Annotated in this window: 14 protein-coding genes; 13 read left to right on the plus strand and 1 reads right to left on the minus strand. The window is 63.8% G+C overall.

Features of this window, described 5'->3' with window-relative positions:
• Window positions 1-11 precede the first annotated feature (11 nt).
• The 12 genes from aspT (at window position 12) to P8T11_RS27550 (ending at window position 13,840) form a co-directional block, all read left to right on the plus strand.
• Window positions 12-1,712: an aspartate-alanine antiporter gene (aspT, locus tag P8T11_RS27495; protein WP_268079138.1), complete on the plus strand. Its 1,701-nt coding sequence runs from the start codon at window positions 12-14 to the stop codon at window positions 1,710-1,712.
• A gap of 71 nt (window positions 1,713-1,783) precedes the next feature.
• Window positions 1,784-3,610, plus strand: a complete 1,827-nt coding sequence (locus tag P8T11_RS27500; RefSeq protein ID WP_268079137.1) for an acyl-CoA dehydrogenase — start codon at window positions 1,784-1,786, stop codon at window positions 3,608-3,610.
• A gap of 148 nt (window positions 3,611-3,758) precedes the next feature.
• Entirely contained in the window at window positions 3,759-4,400 is a 642-nt protein-coding gene (locus tag P8T11_RS27505) for a peroxiredoxin (protein WP_100857180.1), read from the plus strand.
• Between the two features lie 214 nt (window positions 4,401-4,614).
• On the plus strand, window positions 4,615-5,643 hold the full coding sequence (locus tag P8T11_RS27510; protein ID WP_268079136.1) for a sulfate ABC transporter substrate-binding protein: 1,029 nt from the start codon (window positions 4,615-4,617) through the stop codon (window positions 5,641-5,643).
• Between the two features lie 24 nt (window positions 5,644-5,667).
• Complete coding sequence (cysT, locus tag P8T11_RS27515) at window positions 5,668-6,558, plus strand: sulfate ABC transporter permease subunit CysT (protein ID WP_268079135.1); 891 nt, start codon at window positions 5,668-5,670, stop codon at window positions 6,556-6,558.
• Entirely contained in the window at window positions 6,555-7,457 is a 903-nt protein-coding gene (gene cysW / locus P8T11_RS27520) for a sulfate ABC transporter permease subunit CysW (RefSeq protein WP_268079134.1), read from the plus strand. Before cysT ends, cysW begins: the two co-directional genes overlap by 4 nt.
• Window positions 7,458-7,484: 27 nt before the next feature.
• On the plus strand, window positions 7,485-8,549 hold the full coding sequence (locus P8T11_RS27525) for a sulfate/molybdate ABC transporter ATP-binding protein (RefSeq protein ID WP_268079133.1): 1,065 nt from the start codon (window positions 7,485-7,487) through the stop codon (window positions 8,547-8,549).
• Window positions 8,546-9,292 (plus strand): phosphoadenylyl-sulfate reductase, encoded by a 747-nt coding sequence (locus P8T11_RS27530; protein WP_268079132.1) that lies wholly within the window; start codon window positions 8,546-8,548, stop codon window positions 9,290-9,292. The genes P8T11_RS27525 and P8T11_RS27530 overlap by 4 nt, the downstream gene beginning before the upstream one ends.
• Before the next feature lie 41 nt (window positions 9,293-9,333).
• A complete protein-coding gene (cysD, locus tag P8T11_RS27535) occupies window positions 9,334-10,242 on the plus strand; it encodes a sulfate adenylyltransferase subunit CysD (protein WP_268079131.1) in 909 nt (302 codons plus the stop codon).
• A 39-nt stretch (window positions 10,243-10,281) separates the two neighbouring features.
• Window positions 10,282-11,580 (plus strand): sulfate adenylyltransferase subunit 1, encoded by a 1,299-nt coding sequence (locus P8T11_RS27540; RefSeq protein WP_268079130.1) that lies wholly within the window; start codon window positions 10,282-10,284, stop codon window positions 11,578-11,580.
• A 212-nt stretch (window positions 11,581-11,792) separates the two neighbouring features.
• Complete coding sequence (locus P8T11_RS27545; RefSeq protein ID WP_268079129.1) at window positions 11,793-13,271, plus strand: PA0069 family radical SAM protein; 1,479 nt, start codon at window positions 11,793-11,795, stop codon at window positions 13,269-13,271.
• A gap of 62 nt (window positions 13,272-13,333) precedes the next feature.
• A complete protein-coding gene (locus P8T11_RS27550; RefSeq protein WP_268079128.1) occupies window positions 13,334-13,840 on the plus strand; it encodes a hypothetical protein in 507 nt (168 codons plus the stop codon).
• Window positions 13,841-13,870: 30 nt separating this feature from the next.
• On the opposite strand, the gene P8T11_RS27555 is transcribed toward P8T11_RS27550, so the two are convergent.
• Window positions 13,871-14,743, minus strand: a complete 873-nt coding sequence (locus P8T11_RS27555; RefSeq protein WP_268079127.1) for a DMT family transporter — start codon at window positions 14,741-14,743, stop codon at window positions 13,871-13,873.
• Window positions 14,744-14,962: 219 nt separating this feature from the next.
• Between P8T11_RS27555 and rplS the strand changes: the two genes are divergently transcribed.
• The gene (gene rplS, locus P8T11_RS27560; protein ID WP_006218237.1) at window positions 14,963-15,343 is read left to right on the plus strand and encodes a 50S ribosomal protein L19; all 381 of its coding nucleotides are present in this window, start codon (window positions 14,963-14,965) and stop codon (window positions 15,341-15,343) included.
• The last annotated feature ends 44 nt before the right edge of the window (window positions 15,344-15,387 follow it).

Consider the following 15,387-nt stretch of genomic DNA (forward strand, 5'->3'; position numbering starts at 1 on the left):
GACCTGATCTTATGACATGCTCAGTCGGGTTTTTCAACAGCGTCCCCATTGCGGTGTTGTTTGTCACAGTGGGCTTGGGATACCTGATCGGCAAGTTGAAGGTCGGGCCGATTCAGCTGGGCGGCGTGTGCGGCACGCTCATCGTCGCCCTGCTGATCGGCCAGACGGGTTGCCAGATGCGCGGCGACCTGAAAGAGGTTGCGTTCGCGCTGTTCATTTTTGCCATGGGTTACTCGGGCGGCCCGCAGTTCTTCGCCAACCTGAACCGGTCCAGCCTGCGTTACATCGCCTTGCCGATCATCGAGGCGCTGCTGGTGCTGAGTATCGTCCTGGCGGCCGTGCCACTGTTCGGCCTGGACGCCGGCACGGCGGCGGGCCTGGCGGCGGGTGCGGCGACTGAATCGGCGGTGGTGGGCACGGCCGCTGAAGCGCTCAAGCACCTGGGCCTGCCGGACGCCGAGGTGCAGCGCATGGAAGCCAATATTGCCACGGCCTACACGCTGACCTATCTGGTGGGCCTGATCAGCATCGTATTCTTCACCAGCCAGGTTGCGCCCGCGCTGCTGCGGATCAACTTGCGCGAGGCGTCCAAAGCGCTGGAAGCCAAGCTGGGCGTGGCGTCGGGCGATGACGAGGACGTTAACCTGCCTACCTTGCCGCGCCTGGTGGGGCGCGCGCACGTCGTCAAGGATGCCGACGGCATGAAGGTCGGCGACGTCGAGGCGCAGTTGGGCGGACGCACGGTGATCAGCCGCATCTTGCGCAACGGTGAAGCCGTAAACGCTGCGCCAGAAGACACCTTGGCCACCGGCGATGTGGTGGTGGTGCTGGGCTTGCGCCGTTTCGCGCTGCGGGCTGGCACGGTCGTGGGGCCTGAAATCCTGCTGCCCGAAGCGCACGCGGACGATCTTCATATGAGCGAGTTGGCCGTGATCGTCAATAAAAAGGCGATCAACGGAACCACGATGGGGGATCTGGCGAAACGGCCGGGGGCTCGGCGCGCGCGTGGCGTCTTCGTGCAATCGATCATGCGGTCGGGCCACCTGTTGCCGCTGACGCCGGCCACCGTTGTGCAGTATGGCGACCTGGTGACACTGGTGGGTACCGAACCCGAATTGTCGGAAGCCGGCGCCGCGCTGGGCAATGAACTTCGCCGCAGCGGCATCACCGATCTGGTGTTCCTGGCCTTTGGCATTCTTGCGGGCCTGATGATCGGCAGCCTGAGCGCGCGCCTGTGGGGCATTCCGGTGTCGCTGGGCAGTGGCGGCGGGGCGCTGGTCAGCGGGTTGGTCTGCGGATGGATCAACGCCAAGCGGCCTTCGCTTGGCCATATGCCGGACCACGCCGTGCAACTCCTGAAAGACCTTGGGCTGGCGGTCTTTGTGGCGTGCGTAGGCTTGTCGGCGGGGCCCGAGGCCTTATCGCTCATCCGCGAGCATGGCGCCGTGCTGCCTGTGATCGGCTTGCTGGTGTCGCTGGGACCCGCCTGCCTGTCGCTGTGGGTGGGCCACAAGATTCTGAAGATCGAAGGCCCCTTGCTGGTGGGGGCCATTGCGGGCCAGCACGTCAGCACGCCCGCCATCAGCGCCATCTTGAATGCCAGCGGCAGTTCCGTGCCACTCTTGGGCTACACGGTGACTTATGCCATCGCCAACGTGCTGTTGCCCGTGCTGGGACCGATCATTGTGTCCTTGGCGTACCATCTGAGTTAAGACGCGAATTCAAAAATGCAGCAGACGCGAGGCGCCAGGCGCCTCGCCGTCGTTTTGCACCCGGAGACACCATGCCCTATATCACCCCGCTACAGGACTTCCGCTTCACGCTGAAAGAACTGGCCGGCCTGGACGACATCCTTAAACTACCCGGCTTTGACGACGTGACGCCGGACCTGGTTGACGCCATCCTGGAAGAAAACGGCCGCTTCGTGGAGCAGGCAGTGGCGCCGTTGAACGTGCCCGGCGACACGCATCCGCCCGTCTGGAACGATGGGCAGGTCACCACCACACCCGGCTATGCCCAGGGCTTCAAGGACTACGCCGCGGGCGGCTGGCAGGGCTTGCAGCATCCGCAGGCCTGGGGCGGGCAGGGCTTGCCCAAGCTGGTTGCGGCCGCGCCGGCCGAGAACATCCAGGCCGCCAGCCTGGCGTTTTCCTTGTGTCCGATGCTGACTGATGGGGTTATCGAAGCGGTGTTGACCGTGGGTTCTGACGCGCAACGCAAGGAATACGTGCCCAACCTGATCGCGGGCAAGTGGACGGGCACCATGAACCTGACCGAGCCGCAGGCGGGTTCCGATCTGGCCCAGGTCGCCACGCGCGCGGTGCGGCAGGACGACGGCAGCTTCCGCCTGTTCGGCCAAAAGATCTTCATCACCTTCGGTGAACACGACCTGGCGGAAAACATCATTCACCTGGTACTGGCCCGCACGCCGGACGCGCCGGCGGGTGTGAAAGGCATTTCGCTATTCATCGTGCCCAAGTTCCTGGTCGAGGCAGACGGTAGCTTGGGCAAGCGCAACGACGTCTGGTGCGCCTCGTTGGAACACAAGCTGGGCATCCACGGTAGCCCGACGGCGGTGTTGCTGTACGGCTCGGGCAAGGGCGACGTCGGTGAGGGCGCGGTGGGCTACCAGGTCGGCGAATTGAACCGTGGCCTTGAGTACATGTTCATCATGATGAATGCCGCGCGCTTTTCGGTAGGCCAGCAGGGCATCGGCGTGTCTGAGCGTGCTTATCAGCATGCGCTGGCGTATGCGCGCGAGCGGGTTCAGGGGCGTGCGGTGGAAGGGTCGGCCGCGCCGGTGGCCATCGTGCGCCATCCCGACGTGCAGCGCATGTTGCTGACCATGAAAGCGTTGACGGAAGCGGCCCGCGCCGTGTCGTATGTGACGGCTGCCGCGCACGACAAGGGCACCCATCACCCCGACCCCGAGCAGCGTTCGCGCAACCGGGCGTTCTACGAATACATGGTGCCCATTGTGAAGGGCTATTCGACCGAGATCGCCGTCGAAGTCGCCTCGCTAGGTATCCAGGTGCATGGCGGCATGGGCTTCATCGAGGAAACCGGCGCCGCGCAGTTTTATCGGGATGCGCGCATCCTACCCATCTACGAAGGCACGACCGCCATTCAGGCCAACGACCTGGTGGGCCGCAAAACGCAACGCGACGGCGGTGCTACCGCCTACGCGGCCATTGCGGCCATGCGCGAGACGCTGCGCGCGGTCGAGGCCGAGTCGGCGCGCGCCGCCGCGCCCGAACGCGACGCGCTGCGCCTCTTGCGCGACAACCTGGATGGCGCCATCCAGGCCTACGAGGCGGGCGTGGGCTTCATTCTTGAGCAGTCGGCCGTGAACGTTCGCGCGGTGTTTTCCGGCAGCGTGCCGTACCTGATGCTGGCCGGCGTGGTGCACGGCGGATGGCAGATGGCGCGCGCGGTGCTGGCATGCCGCCGGCATCTGGCGGCGGGGTCATCGGACCCGTTCCACAAGTCGAAGATTGCGACGGGGCTGTTCTATGCCGCGCACATCCTGCCGCGCGCGCTGGCCTTGTCCGCCGCGGTGCGTGCAGGGGTCGTGGCGGACGCCTGCGGGGCGGACGCAAATATTGCATAAGGTTATATGGCTTGCGTATTTCGTCGGTCAAAGGTTTGATGGAAGAATCGTTTCTGACGCGCTAAGCTGATTATCCAAGCGCCATTCTGCGCTGCCCGTCGACGGGGCGGCCAGATCCCTCCCACTCAATCCGCATACAGGAGACACCATGAGTCATCTACGTCTGGGCGACACCGCCCCTGATTTTGAACAGGATTCCTCGGCCGGTCCCATCCGCTTTCACGAGTATCTGGGCAATAGCTGGGGGGTACTCTTTTCGCATCCGGCCGACTTCACGCCCGTGTGCACCACCGAACTGGGCTACACGGCCAAGCTTGCCGACGAATTCGCCAAGCGCAACGTAAAGGTGCTGGCCTTGTCGGTTGACGGCACGGATTCCCATTCCAAGTGGATCGAAGACATCAACGACACGCAGTCCACCCAGGTCAACTTCCCGATCCTGGCCGACAAGGACCGCAAAGTCTCCGAGCTCTACGACATGATCCACCCGAACGCCAACGCCACCTTGACGGTGCGTTCCGTGTTCATCGTGGACCCCAACAAGAAGGTGCGCCTGATCATCACGTACCCGGCCAGCACGGGCCGCAACTTCAATGAGATCCTGCGCGTCATTGATTCGCTGCAACTGACGGACAGCCACAGCGTGGCCACGCCGGTCAACTGGGAAGATGGCGATGACGTGATCATCGTCCCGTCCCTGCAGGACGAAGCCGTCATCAAAGAGAAGTTCCCCAAAGGCTACAAGGCCGTGCGTCCGTACCTGCGCGTTACGCCGCAACCGAATAAGTAAATTCGGATTTCCGGGGGTAGCCCCCGCGCTCCGCAGGCGGTTTTCCGCCGCCCGAACCGCCGCCGTTCCCATAGGGAAACGCGGCGGTTTTTTCTTGGTTGGGACGGCCGTCCTATATGCCTGCGAGCGATGAGCAATCAAATAATGATTCGTTCCGTTCAGCAAGCCCAACCCGCACACTTGCTTCCATATTGCCAAAGACAGGGAGCAAGGAATGGCGTTCGGGAAAGCGAATTGGTTGGCCGCGCTGGCGGTGGCGGCGGTTTCTCTGACGGCCATGGCACCGGTTCAGGCACAGCAGAAGCAAACGCTGTTGAACGTGTCCTACGACCCCACGCGCGAACTCTATCGCGCCATTGATGACGCCTTCATCAAGCAATACAAGGACAAGGCTGGTGTCGATCTGACCATCCGTCAGTCGCACGGTGGTTCCGGCCGGCAGGCGCGTTCGGTCATCGACGGGCTGGAAGCCGATGTGGTGACGCTGGCGCTGGCCTACGACATTGACGCCATTGCCGACCGCGGCTTGATTCCCGAGGACTGGCAGTCGCGCCTGCCGCGGAACAGCTCGCCCTATACCTCGACCATCGTGTTCCTGGTGCGCAAGGGCAACCCCAAAGGCATCAAGGACTGGGACGACCTGATCAAGGACGACGTGCAGGTCATCACCCCCAACCCGAAGACCTCGGGCGGCGCGCGGTGGAACTATCTGGCCGCGTGGGCCTACGCGCTGGAGAAGAGCGGCGGCAGCGAAGACAAGGCGCGCGCCTACGTGAGTGATCTACTCAAGCACGTACCGGTGCTGGACACCGGCGCACGCGGGGCCACCACCACCTTCGTGGAACGCGGTGTGGGCGACGTGCTGCTGGCCTGGGAAAACGAAGCCTTTCTGGCGCAGGAAGAGCTGGGTCCGGACAAGTTCGACATTGTGGTGCCCTCGCTGTCCATCCTGGCGGAACCGCCGGTGGCCGTGGTCGACAAGGTCGTGGACAGGAAGGGCACGCGGGCCGCAGCCCAGGCCTATCTGGAATTCCTGTACACCCCGGTGGCGCAAGAGATCATCGCCAGGAATTACTACCGGCCCATCGACAAGACGGTGGCCGCCAAGTACGAAAGCAAGTTTCCCAAGCTCAAGCTCGTCACCATCGACGACAAGATCTTCGGCGGCTGGCGCAAGGCGCAGAAGGACCATTTCAGCGATGGCGGCACCTTTGACCAGATCTATCTGCCGCAGAAAAAATAACGACAAGGTTCTGGGAAGATTTCCATGACGACAGCCTCCAACCCGACGGCAAGTGGCGCGCCAGCGCTGTTTGCCAGACGGCGCAACAGCCCGGGCGTGCTGCCCGGATTCGGTATTTCCATGGGGTACGCGGTGCTGTACCTGAGCGTGCTCGTGCTCATCCCCCTGGCGGCGCTGCCCATCAAAAGCGCCGAGCTTGGTTGGCAAGGCTTCTGGGATACCGTGACCGCGCCCCGGGTGATGGCGTCGTATCAATTGACCTTTGGCGCATCGCTGCTGGCGGCGCTGGTGAACCTGGTGTTCGGCTCGGTGGTGGCGTGGGTGCTGGTGCGTTACCGCTTTCCGGGCAAGAAGATCCTGGACGCGCTGGTGGATCTGCCCTTTGCGTTGCCGACGGCGGTGGCTGGCATCGCGCTGACCGCGCTGTATTCGCAGAAGGGCTGGCTGGGCGGGCCGCTGTCAGAATGGTTTGGATGGAAGGTGGCGTTCACGCCGCTGGGCATCGTGATTGCGCTGATCTTCATCGGCGTGCCCTTTGTGGTGCGCACCGTGCAACCCGTGCTGGAAGATGTGGAACGCGAGATCGAAGAGGCCGCCGCCAGTCTGGGCGCCAGCCGCTGGCAGACCATACGCCGCGTGCTGTTGCCGACCATTCTGCCCGCCTTGCTGACGGGCTTTGCGCTGGCGTTCGCGCGGGCGGTCGGTGAATACGGGTCAGTGGTGTTCATCGCCGGCAACATGCCCATGGTGTCCGAGATCACGCCGCTGTTGATCATCTCCAAGCTTGAGCAGTTCGACTACGCAGGTGCAGCCGCCATCGCAACCGTGATGCTGGTGCTGTCATTTGTGCTGCTGCTGGTCATCAACCTGCTGCAAGGCTGGCAAGCCCGCCGCAACCTCGGGAGGCTGGCATGAGCGCAGCGGATCGTCCTGCCCATTTGACCGAGCCGCGCTGGGTGCGCGGCATCCTGTTGTTCATTGCGCTGTCGTTCCTGACGCTGTTCCTGCTGGTGCCACTGGCGGCGGTCTTTGCCGAGGCGTTCAAGAAGGGCTGGCAGCTGTACCTGGCCGCCATCGTCGAGCCCGATGCGTTATCTGCGATCCGGCTGACCTTGCTGGTGGCCGCGATTGCGCTGCCGGTCAACCTGGTGTTCGGCGTGGCCGCCGCCTGGGCCATCACCAAGTTTCAGTTTCGCGGCAAGCAGTTCCTGATCACGCTGATCGACCTGCCGTTTTCGGTATCGCCCGTGGTGGCCGGGCTGGTCTTCATCCTGCTGTTCGGCACCCAAGGTTGGATGGGCGGTTGGTTGCAGGACCACGACTGGAAGATTGTCTATGCCGTGCCCGGCATCGTCCTGGCAACCTTGTTCGTGACTTTTCCCTTTGTTGCGCGCGAGCTGATTCCGTTGATGCAGGCGCAAGGCAGCGAAGAGGAACAGGCCGCGCTGACGCTGGGCGCCAGCGGCTGGCAGATCTTCTGGCGGGTGACGCTGCCCAACATCAAATGGGGGCTGCTGTACGGCGCCATTCTGTGCAATGCGCGGGCCATGGGCGAGTTCGGTGCGGTGTCGGTGGTGTCGGGGCAGATTCGCGGGCTGACCAACACCATGACCCTGCACGTCGAGATTCTCTACAACGAATACCAGTATTCCGCGGCGTTCGCCGTGGCGTCGTTGCTGGCCTTGCTGGCGCTGGTGACGCTGGTGGCGAAGAACGTGGTCGAGTGGCGTAACGCCCGGTTCCTGCGGGCCGCCGACCTGCCGGTCGAGTATCCCGGGCCGGCGACGGCAAGCCTCAAGCCGGCCGCGGCGTAACGCGCGGCGGCTCAGACGGAGACAAGCATGAGTATCGAAGTTCGCAATTTATCCAAGCGGTTCGGGCAGTTTCGCGCGCTGAATGATGTGTCGCTGCATATTGAAACTGGCGAGCTGGTGGCGTTGCTGGGACCCTCGGGCTGTGGCAAGACGACGCTGCTGCGCATCATCGCGGGCCTGGAAGCCCCCGATACCGGCAGCGTGCTGTTCGCGGGCGAAGACGCAACCGCCGTCGATGTGCGCCAGCGTCAGGTGGGCTTCGTGTTCCAGCACTATGCGCTGTTCAAGCATATGACGGTGTTCGAAAACGTTGCCTTTGGGCTGCGCGTGAAGCATCGGTCGCAGCGTCCTTCCGAAGACCAGATCCAGCGCAAGGTGCATGACCTGCTGACGCTGGTGCAACTGGACTGGCTGGCGGACCGCTACCCGGCGCAGTTGTCGGGTGGGCAGCGCCAGCGCATCGCCCTGGCGCGCGCGCTGGCCGTGGAACCCAGGGTGCTGCTGTTGGACGAGCCCTTCGGCGCGCTGGATGCCAAGGTGCGCAAGGAACTGCGCCGCTGGCTGCGGCGCCTGCATGACGAGCTGAACGTGGCCAGCGTGTTCGTGACGCATGACCAGGAAGAGGCGCTTGAAGTCGCCGACCGCGTGGTGCTGATGAACGCCGGCCGCATTGAGCAGGTGGGTTCGCCGCGCGAGGTCTGGGAAGCACCGGCGACGCCATTCGTATACGGCTTTCTGGGCGATGTGAACCAACTGCAGGGCGTGGCCGCGCGCGGCGTCTGGGAAGGGGCCGGGCTGTCGTTGCCCGCGCCCGACCTGGCACAAGCCGAGGCGCGGCGCGCCACCGCGTATGTGCGTCCGCATGAGTTCGAGATCGAGCGCTATCGCGCGGGCGGCGAGGGCATTGCCGTGCGCCTGTCGCACGCTTATCTGGCCGGCCCCAGCGCCTATCTGGAACTGGCGCGCCAGGATTCCGACGCCATCATCGAAGCGGAAGTGCCCGAGCACCTGTACCGGCAGATGGATCTGCGCGATGGCGATACCTTGTTGGCGCGCCCCCGTCGCGCCCAGATTTTTGCGGTGCAAGCATGACGACTGTTGCTGATCTTTCTTCCCACCTGGACGCGGCGCTGGCCGTGCGCTGGAACACCTTGACCGAACGCCTGGCCGAGGTCCAGCGGCGCTATCCCGACGCCGCGCTGGCCTCGTCGCTGGCGGCCGAAGACATGTTGCTGACGCACGCCATCTATGACTCCGGCCTGGACCTGGAAGTGTTCACGCTGGACACCGGCCGCCTGCATGCCGAAACGCTGGGCGTGCTGGACGCCGTGCGCGCGCGCTATGGGCGCGATGTCACGGTGTGTCGGCCGAATGCGGCGGCGGTGGATGAGCACGTTGCGGCGCATGGTGCGTATGCGTTCTATGAAAGCGTCGACCTGCGCAAAGCCTGTTGCCAGATCCGCAAGGTCGAGCCGCTCAAGCGTGCGCTGGCCGGACGCGGCGCCTGGATTACCGGGCAACGCCGCCAGCAATCCACCACCCGTGGCGAATTGCCGCTGGAAGAGCAGGACCCGGTCTTCGGCCTCTACAAGTTTAACCCGCTGGCCGAATGGACCGAGGACGAGGTCTGGGCCGTGATCCGCGTGCTGGGCGTTCCCTACAACCCCCTGCACGACCAGGGCTACCCGTCGATCGGGTGCGAGCCCTGTACGCGCGCCATTCGGCCGGGCGAGGACGTGCGCGCGGGGCGTTGGTGGTGGGAGTCGTCGGACTCCAAGGAATGCGGCCTGCATGCGGGTAACCGCGTTATCGGCATCGTGGCGCGCGGCGAGTGACGCCATCCATGAATTCACAATCTGTTTTAGGGGAATAACCTATGTCCGCTGTGATCCAACGCAGCCACCTGGATTGGCTGGAATCCGAAGCCATTTTCATCATGCGCGAGGTGGCCGCCGAAAGCGAAAAGCCCGTGCTGCTGTTTTCGGGCGGCAAAGATTCGGTGGTGCTGCTGCGCCTGGCCGAAAAGGCTTTCCGTCCGGGACGCTTCCCGTTCCCGCTCATGCACATCGATACCGGCCACAACTTCGATGAAGTCATCGCCTTTCGTGACCAGCGCGCCGCAGAGCTGGGCGAGGAACTGATCGTGCGCAGTGTTGAAGATTCCATCAAGCGCGGCAGCGTGGTGTTGCGCCGCGAAACGGATTCGCGCAACGCGGCGCAGGCGGTGACGCTCTTGGAAGCGATCGAGGAATTCGGCTTTGACGCCTGCATCGGCGGCGCGCGGCGCGACGAAGAAAAGGCGCGTGCCAAGGAACGCATCTTTTCGTTCCGCGACGAGTTCGGCCAATGGGATCCCAAGGCTCAGCGCCCCGAACTGTGGAACCTGTTCAATACCCGCGTGCATCGTGGCGAGAACATGCGCGTGTTCCCGATCTCGAACTGGACCGAGCTGGACGTCTGGCAATACATCCAGCGCGAGCAATTGGCGCTGCCGTCCATCTACTACAGCCACGAACGCGAGGTGGTGCGCAGGAAGGGCCTGCTGGTGCCCGTAACCCGCCTGACTCCGCCACAGGAAGGCGAACAGGTCGAGCGGCTGCCGGTACGGTTTCGCACGGTGGGTGATATCTCGTGCACCTGCCCGGTGGCCTCCGACGCCGCCGATAGCTACGCCATCATCGCCGAGACGGCTGTGACCGACATCACCGAGCGCGGCGCCACGCGCATGGACGACCAGACTTCCGAGGCCTCGATGGAGCGCCGCAAGAAGGAAGGCTATTTCTGAATGCACAACGCCGGCTGCGGCCGGCGGCAGGGGACGCACATGAATGCACTGAACGATTCTTTTCTTTCCGGCGCCGGCACGGGCGTGCTGCGCTTGATCACGGCGGGTTCCGTCGATGACGGCAAGTCCACCTTGATCGGCCGCTTGCTCTACGACAGCAAGGGCGTGTTCGCCGACCAGCTGGACGCCATCTCGCGCGCCAAGCACAAGCGGGTCGCGGGCGACGGCATCGACTTTTCGCTGCTGACCGACGGCCTGGAAGCCGAGCGCGAGCAGGGCATCACCATCGACGTGGCCTACCGCTATTTCTCCACGCCCGCGCGCAAGTTCATCATCGCGGACGCGCCGGGCCACGAGCAGTACACCCGCAATATGGTGACGGGCGCATCGACGGCGGATGTGGCGGTCATACTCATCGACGCGACGCGCGCGGCCGACGGCAAGCTGTTGCCGCAGACCAAGCGGCACAGCACGATCGCGCGGCTGCTGGGCATCCGCCACATTGTGGTGGCGGTGAACAAGATGGACCTGGTGGATTGGGACCGCGCCGTGTTCGACCGCATCCGCGATGCGTATGCGGACCTGGCCACCAAACTGGGCATTGCGCATTTTGATGTGCTGCCGTTGTCGGCGCTTAATGGCGACAACGTGGTGACGCTGTCGCCCAAGACGCCTTGGTACGAAGGCCAGCCCTTGCTGGCGTTGCTGGAATCGTTGGATCTTGCCAGCGACGGGCGCGCGTTGCCGCTGCGCTTTCCGGTGCAATGGGTGGCGCGGCACGGTGGCGATCAGAAGGAAGACTTTCGCGGCTACGCGGGGCGCGTGGCCAGCGGCGTGCTGCGCGCGGGCGATGCTGTCACGGTGCAACCGTCGGGCGTGACGGCGGTGGTTCGCGAGGTGCGCGTGTTCGACCGCGTGTTGGATGAGGCGGTGGCCGGCGATTCCGTCACGCTGGTGTTGGACCGTGATGTGGACGTGTCGCGCGGCGACGTGATCGTGCACACCGCCGCGCCCGCGCAAGTGACGCGCGAGTTCGAAGCCGAGCTCTGCTGGCTGGATGCGCAAGCCTTGAATCCGGCACGCAAGTATCTGTTGAAGTCGGGCACGCGACTGACGTCGGCGAAGATTCGCGCGGTGCTGTCGCATCGCGACATCCACGAATTGCAGGAAGTCGAGAACACCGAAGGCACCTTGCAGATGAACGACATTGGTCGCGTGACCTTCACCACGCGCGAGGCCTTGGCAGTGGATCGCTATGCCGATGTTCCGGCCACGGGGGCCTTTATTTTGATCGACGAAGCCACGCATCAGACTGCGGCGGCGGGCATGTTGCGTTAGGCCGGGATTGGGCTGGAAAACAACGAATTTTCAGCCCTTTTTTTTGTGTTGTATTTCTGCCAAACGTAATGCTGGTGCGGGTTTCCAGGCGATATCGCCTGGTGAAATCGATTTGTTCAGACGCGCTCCGCGTCTTGCGGTAAAGTGGGGCTGTTTTACGAAAAGGCTTTTGGTGCTTGTCAAAACCACTGTGTTTTTGTACAGTAGTTTTTATGGCACGCACCGATCATTCTTTTCCCGCCGGTTCTGGGTCCCCGGCTGCCGCCCCCGCCGCCTTGCGCGGTCGGGGTGCGGTTACTAATGTTCGGCATCGCTTTCAGCGCGATGACCGTGTGCAGGTCGATGACGGCTGGTCCGGCTCCGGCCTGCCAGCGGATTTCGTCGAATCCGTCCCTGATAATTCCTCCGACGATTCTCCCGAAAGCACGTCCGCCCATTCCCCCGCAGCCGGCTCTGGCTCCTTGCGCGGCGCGACGGTCATTCCCATCCTGCCCGATACGCGCCTGGAGCCGCCCGCTCCCAAGACGACGGTTACCGCGGAAGAAGCCCGCAAGATGCTGTCGCGCAATGATTCGCCCGATATCCCCTTCGACGTTGCCGTCAACCCTTACCGGGGTTGCGAGCACGGTTGCGTGTATTGCTACGCGCGGCCCACGCATTCCTACCTGGGCATGTCGCCCGGGCTGGATTTTGAAACCCGGCTGGTTGCCAAGGCCAACGCCGTCGAGGCCTTGCGCGCCGAGCTCGCGCGCCCTGGCTATAAGCCGTCGCCCATCAATATCGGTTCTGCTACCGACGCCTACCAGCCCATCGAACGCGACTGGCGCCTGACGCGCGGCATGCTGGAATTGATGCTGGAAACCCGGCATCCGGTAACCATCGTGACCAAGAACGCGCTGGTGGCGCGCGACCTGGACCTGCTGGCGGCGCTGGCGGAACAGAATCTGGTGGTGGTCTACATCAGCATCACCACGCTGGACGCCGGCATGGCCCGCACGCTGGAACCGCGTGCGGCAGCGCCCTGGCGGCGGCTGGAAGCCGTGCGCAGCCTGACGGATGCCGGCGTGCCGGTGGGCGTGCTGGTGGCGCCGGTCATTCCGTTCATCAACGACGAATCCATGGAACACATCCTCCAGGAGTCCAAGGCGGCAGGCGCGCATTACGCCAGCTACACCGTCTTGCGCCTGCCCTGGGAGGTCAAGACCCTGTTCGAAGACTGGCTCAACGCCCATTACCCCGACCGCGCGCAGCGTGTGTTGCACCGCATAGAAGACCTGCGCAATGGTCGCCGCAATGATCCGAATTTCGGTTCGCGGATGCGCGGTACAGGCATCTGGGCAGACTTGCTGCGTCAGCGCTTTGCCGTTGCCACCCGCAAGCTGGGGCTGAACCGCCACCGTCTGGCGCTGGATTGCGATCGCTTCCAGCCCCCGGTGATGGCAGGGGGTACGCCCTCGCTGTTCGCTGCGGGCTTTGCGGCTGGCTCTGCCGGTGGGTTTTCGGGTGCCACCTCTTTGGGTGCCAGGTCTTCAGGTGCCACCTCTTCTTCCGATTTCCTATCCCCGGTTGGCGCGCAAGCGTCTTCAGGGGTCCCCCATTCTGGCGGGTTGCCCGCAGTCAGCGGCGCCTATGGGCGCGGCGAACGCCAATTGCGCGCGTTGGCGGCTGGCCAGTTGTCGCTGTTCGATTGATCGCGGCTCGTCGCCGTGTCGGCCGCCATGGCGGCGTGGAATTATTTCTTCAAGGAGTTCTTATGAACACCGCTGATTTTTCCGTTTTGTCTGATGAGCTCGTCGTCTCGTTGAACCCGCTGCGCCGCGGAGCCCATCGCGCCCGTGCCGTGTGCGCCCGGCTGACGGGTCTGGCCATGCCTTGGACAAGCGCATCGGCAGGTGGCGAACGGCGCGACCGCAGCCGGTCGGGTACCGCGCCGGCACGCTGGCCGTTTCCGCCCGCGCCGGTTGAAGAGGGGACGCTAGTGGGGCAGGCTGTATCGGTGCCCATGCCGGCGCCCGTATCGGTGCCCGTCTCTGCGCCCGTATCGGTACCCGTATCCGGCATTCGTCCCGTGATCGCGCCAGCGGTGGCCCCGGCCACGCCGGCATCTGTCGCGCGCGAGCGCAGCCTGGGCAACGCCACGGTAGAACCCGTGAGCTCCCAAGTGACCATGAAGGCGATGGTGTTGGATGTGGTGATGGTGCTGGCCTGGGGGGCAATCATCCCCGGCCTGATGTGGCTGGGTGCGGCTGCTGGCTTCTAAGCAGTCAGCACCCATCACTGGGCAGCGCGATCAGCTGGAACCCAGCAGAACCACGCCCACCAAAATGGCAAGGCAGCCGGCCAAGCGGCCCGGGCCAACCTTTTCGCGCAGCAGGAACATGCCGGCCAGGGTGCCAAGCATCATCGACATTTCGCGGGCAGGCGCCACCAGGCTCAAGGGCGCGCCGTTGCGCAAGGCGTACAGCACCAGGATGTATCCCAACGGAGACAGCAGACCCACGGCCAAGGCCAGATGCCAGTGCCCGCGCATGGACTCCCAGGCTTGAGCACGCCGGCGCAGCATGTGGGGCGTCATCATCGTGGTTCGAGTGACACAGGTAAACCAGTCGAACAGCACGGGGCTGATCAGCAGTACCTTCACGCCATAGGCGTCCACCACGGTGTAGGCGGCGATGAACAGGCCGATCACCAGGCCCCAGCGCACGCCAACCCAGGCTTGCGCCTGCTTGAAGATGGTCAGCCGGCCCTGGGTGGCGATCAGCAGCACCCCGATGACCACGCACAGCATGCCGATAATACCGGTGCTGGTGGCGGGCTCGCCCAGTAGCAGGAAGGCCCCGGTGGTGGACAGCAGCGGGCCGGTTCCTCGCGCAATGGGGTACACCACGGACAAGTCAGCCACCTGATAGCCGCGTTGCAGGCACAGGCTGTAGCCCAGATGCAACAGGCTGGATGTCAGGATGGCGCCCACGACGGGCCAGGTCCAGCTCATGCCGTCATGTATCAGCACCCAGATCACCCATGGGGCATAGAGCACCGATGCGCATAGCCCGTAGGCAAACACGAAAGGCGCGCCCACCATGGCCGCGCGCTTGGCAAGCAGGTTCCACGTAGCGTGGGCCATCGCCGCCAGGACGACCAATATCAGGGACGTATACGACATGAGGGAACAGCGTCAGATGACGTGTTTGTTACAGAAGTGGCAAGGGTACAGCAAGCCACGGGAAGGGCGCCATTCTACTCGACGGCCGTCAGAACTTTTGGTGTAGAATCATTGGTTTGCCAAATCTCATCCTCTGCTTGCGGCACGAGTAACAACATCGGTAAAAATCGCACGGCAAAAATTTTTAGCCCGCAAAGACATGATGATCTAGGAGTTCTCATGAACCTTATCGCTATCCTGGAACAGGAAGAAATTGCCCGTCTGACCGGCGGCCAAGCCAAGCCTGAATTTGCTCCTGGTGACACCGTCATCGTGAGCGTGAACGTCGTTGAAGGCACCCGCAAGCGCGTGCAGGCCTTCGAAGGCGTTGTTATCGCCAAGCGCAATCGCGGCCTGAACTCCGCGTTCACCGTGCGCAAGATTTCGTCGGGTGAAGCCGTGGAACGTACGTTCCAGCTGTACTCGCCGCAAATCGCCGGCATCGAAGTCAAGCGCCGCGGCGACGTGCGCCGCGCCAAGCTGTACTACCTGCGCAACCGCTCGGGCAAGTCGGCACGTATCAAGGAAAAGCTGGTCAGCAAGCAAGCCTCGGCGGCTTGATCGCTTATCGGCACACGGCCCTTCCAGTGTCGGACGTTCGCGCC

Origin of the sequence: Achromobacter spanius (assembly GCF_029637605.1) — a bacterium.
GTDB classification, from domain to species: domain Bacteria; phylum Pseudomonadota; class Gammaproteobacteria; order Burkholderiales; family Burkholderiaceae_B; genus Achromobacter; species Achromobacter spanius_E.

Coding starts and splice junctions, on each gene's coding strand:
- P8T11_RS27525 (WP_268079133.1), top strand. CDS start 7,485: ATGAGTATCGAAGTTCGCAATTTATCCAAGCGGTTCGGGCAGTTTCGC.
- cysW (WP_268079134.1), top strand. CDS start 6,555: ATGAGCGCAGCGGATCGTCCTGCCCATTTGACCGAGCCGCGCTGGGTG.
- P8T11_RS27505 (WP_100857180.1), top strand. CDS start 3,759: ATGAGTCATCTACGTCTGGGCGACACCGCCCCTGATTTTGAACAGGAT.
- P8T11_RS27545 (WP_268079129.1), top strand. CDS start 11,793: ATGGCACGCACCGATCATTCTTTTCCCGCCGGTTCTGGGTCCCCGGCT.
- cysT (WP_268079135.1), top strand. CDS start 5,668: ATGACGACAGCCTCCAACCCGACGGCAAGTGGCGCGCCAGCGCTGTTT.
- aspT (WP_268079138.1), top strand. CDS start 12: ATGACATGCTCAGTCGGGTTTTTCAACAGCGTCCCCATTGCGGTGTTG.
- P8T11_RS27510 (WP_268079136.1), top strand. CDS start 4,615: ATGGCGTTCGGGAAAGCGAATTGGTTGGCCGCGCTGGCGGTGGCGGCG.
- P8T11_RS27550 (WP_268079128.1), top strand. CDS start 13,334: ATGAACACCGCTGATTTTTCCGTTTTGTCTGATGAGCTCGTCGTCTCG.
- P8T11_RS27530 (WP_268079132.1), top strand. CDS start 8,546: ATGACGACTGTTGCTGATCTTTCTTCCCACCTGGACGCGGCGCTGGCC.
- P8T11_RS27555 (WP_268079127.1), bottom strand. CDS start 14,743: ATGTCGTATACGTCCCTGATATTGGTCGTCCTGGCGGCGATGGCCCAC.
- P8T11_RS27500 (WP_268079137.1), top strand. CDS start 1,784: ATGCCCTATATCACCCCGCTACAGGACTTCCGCTTCACGCTGAAAGAA.
- cysD (WP_268079131.1), top strand. CDS start 9,334: ATGTCCGCTGTGATCCAACGCAGCCACCTGGATTGGCTGGAATCCGAA.
- P8T11_RS27540 (WP_268079130.1), top strand. CDS start 10,282: ATGAATGCACTGAACGATTCTTTTCTTTCCGGCGCCGGCACGGGCGTG.
- rplS (WP_006218237.1), top strand. CDS start 14,963: ATGAACCTTATCGCTATCCTGGAACAGGAAGAAATTGCCCGTCTGACC.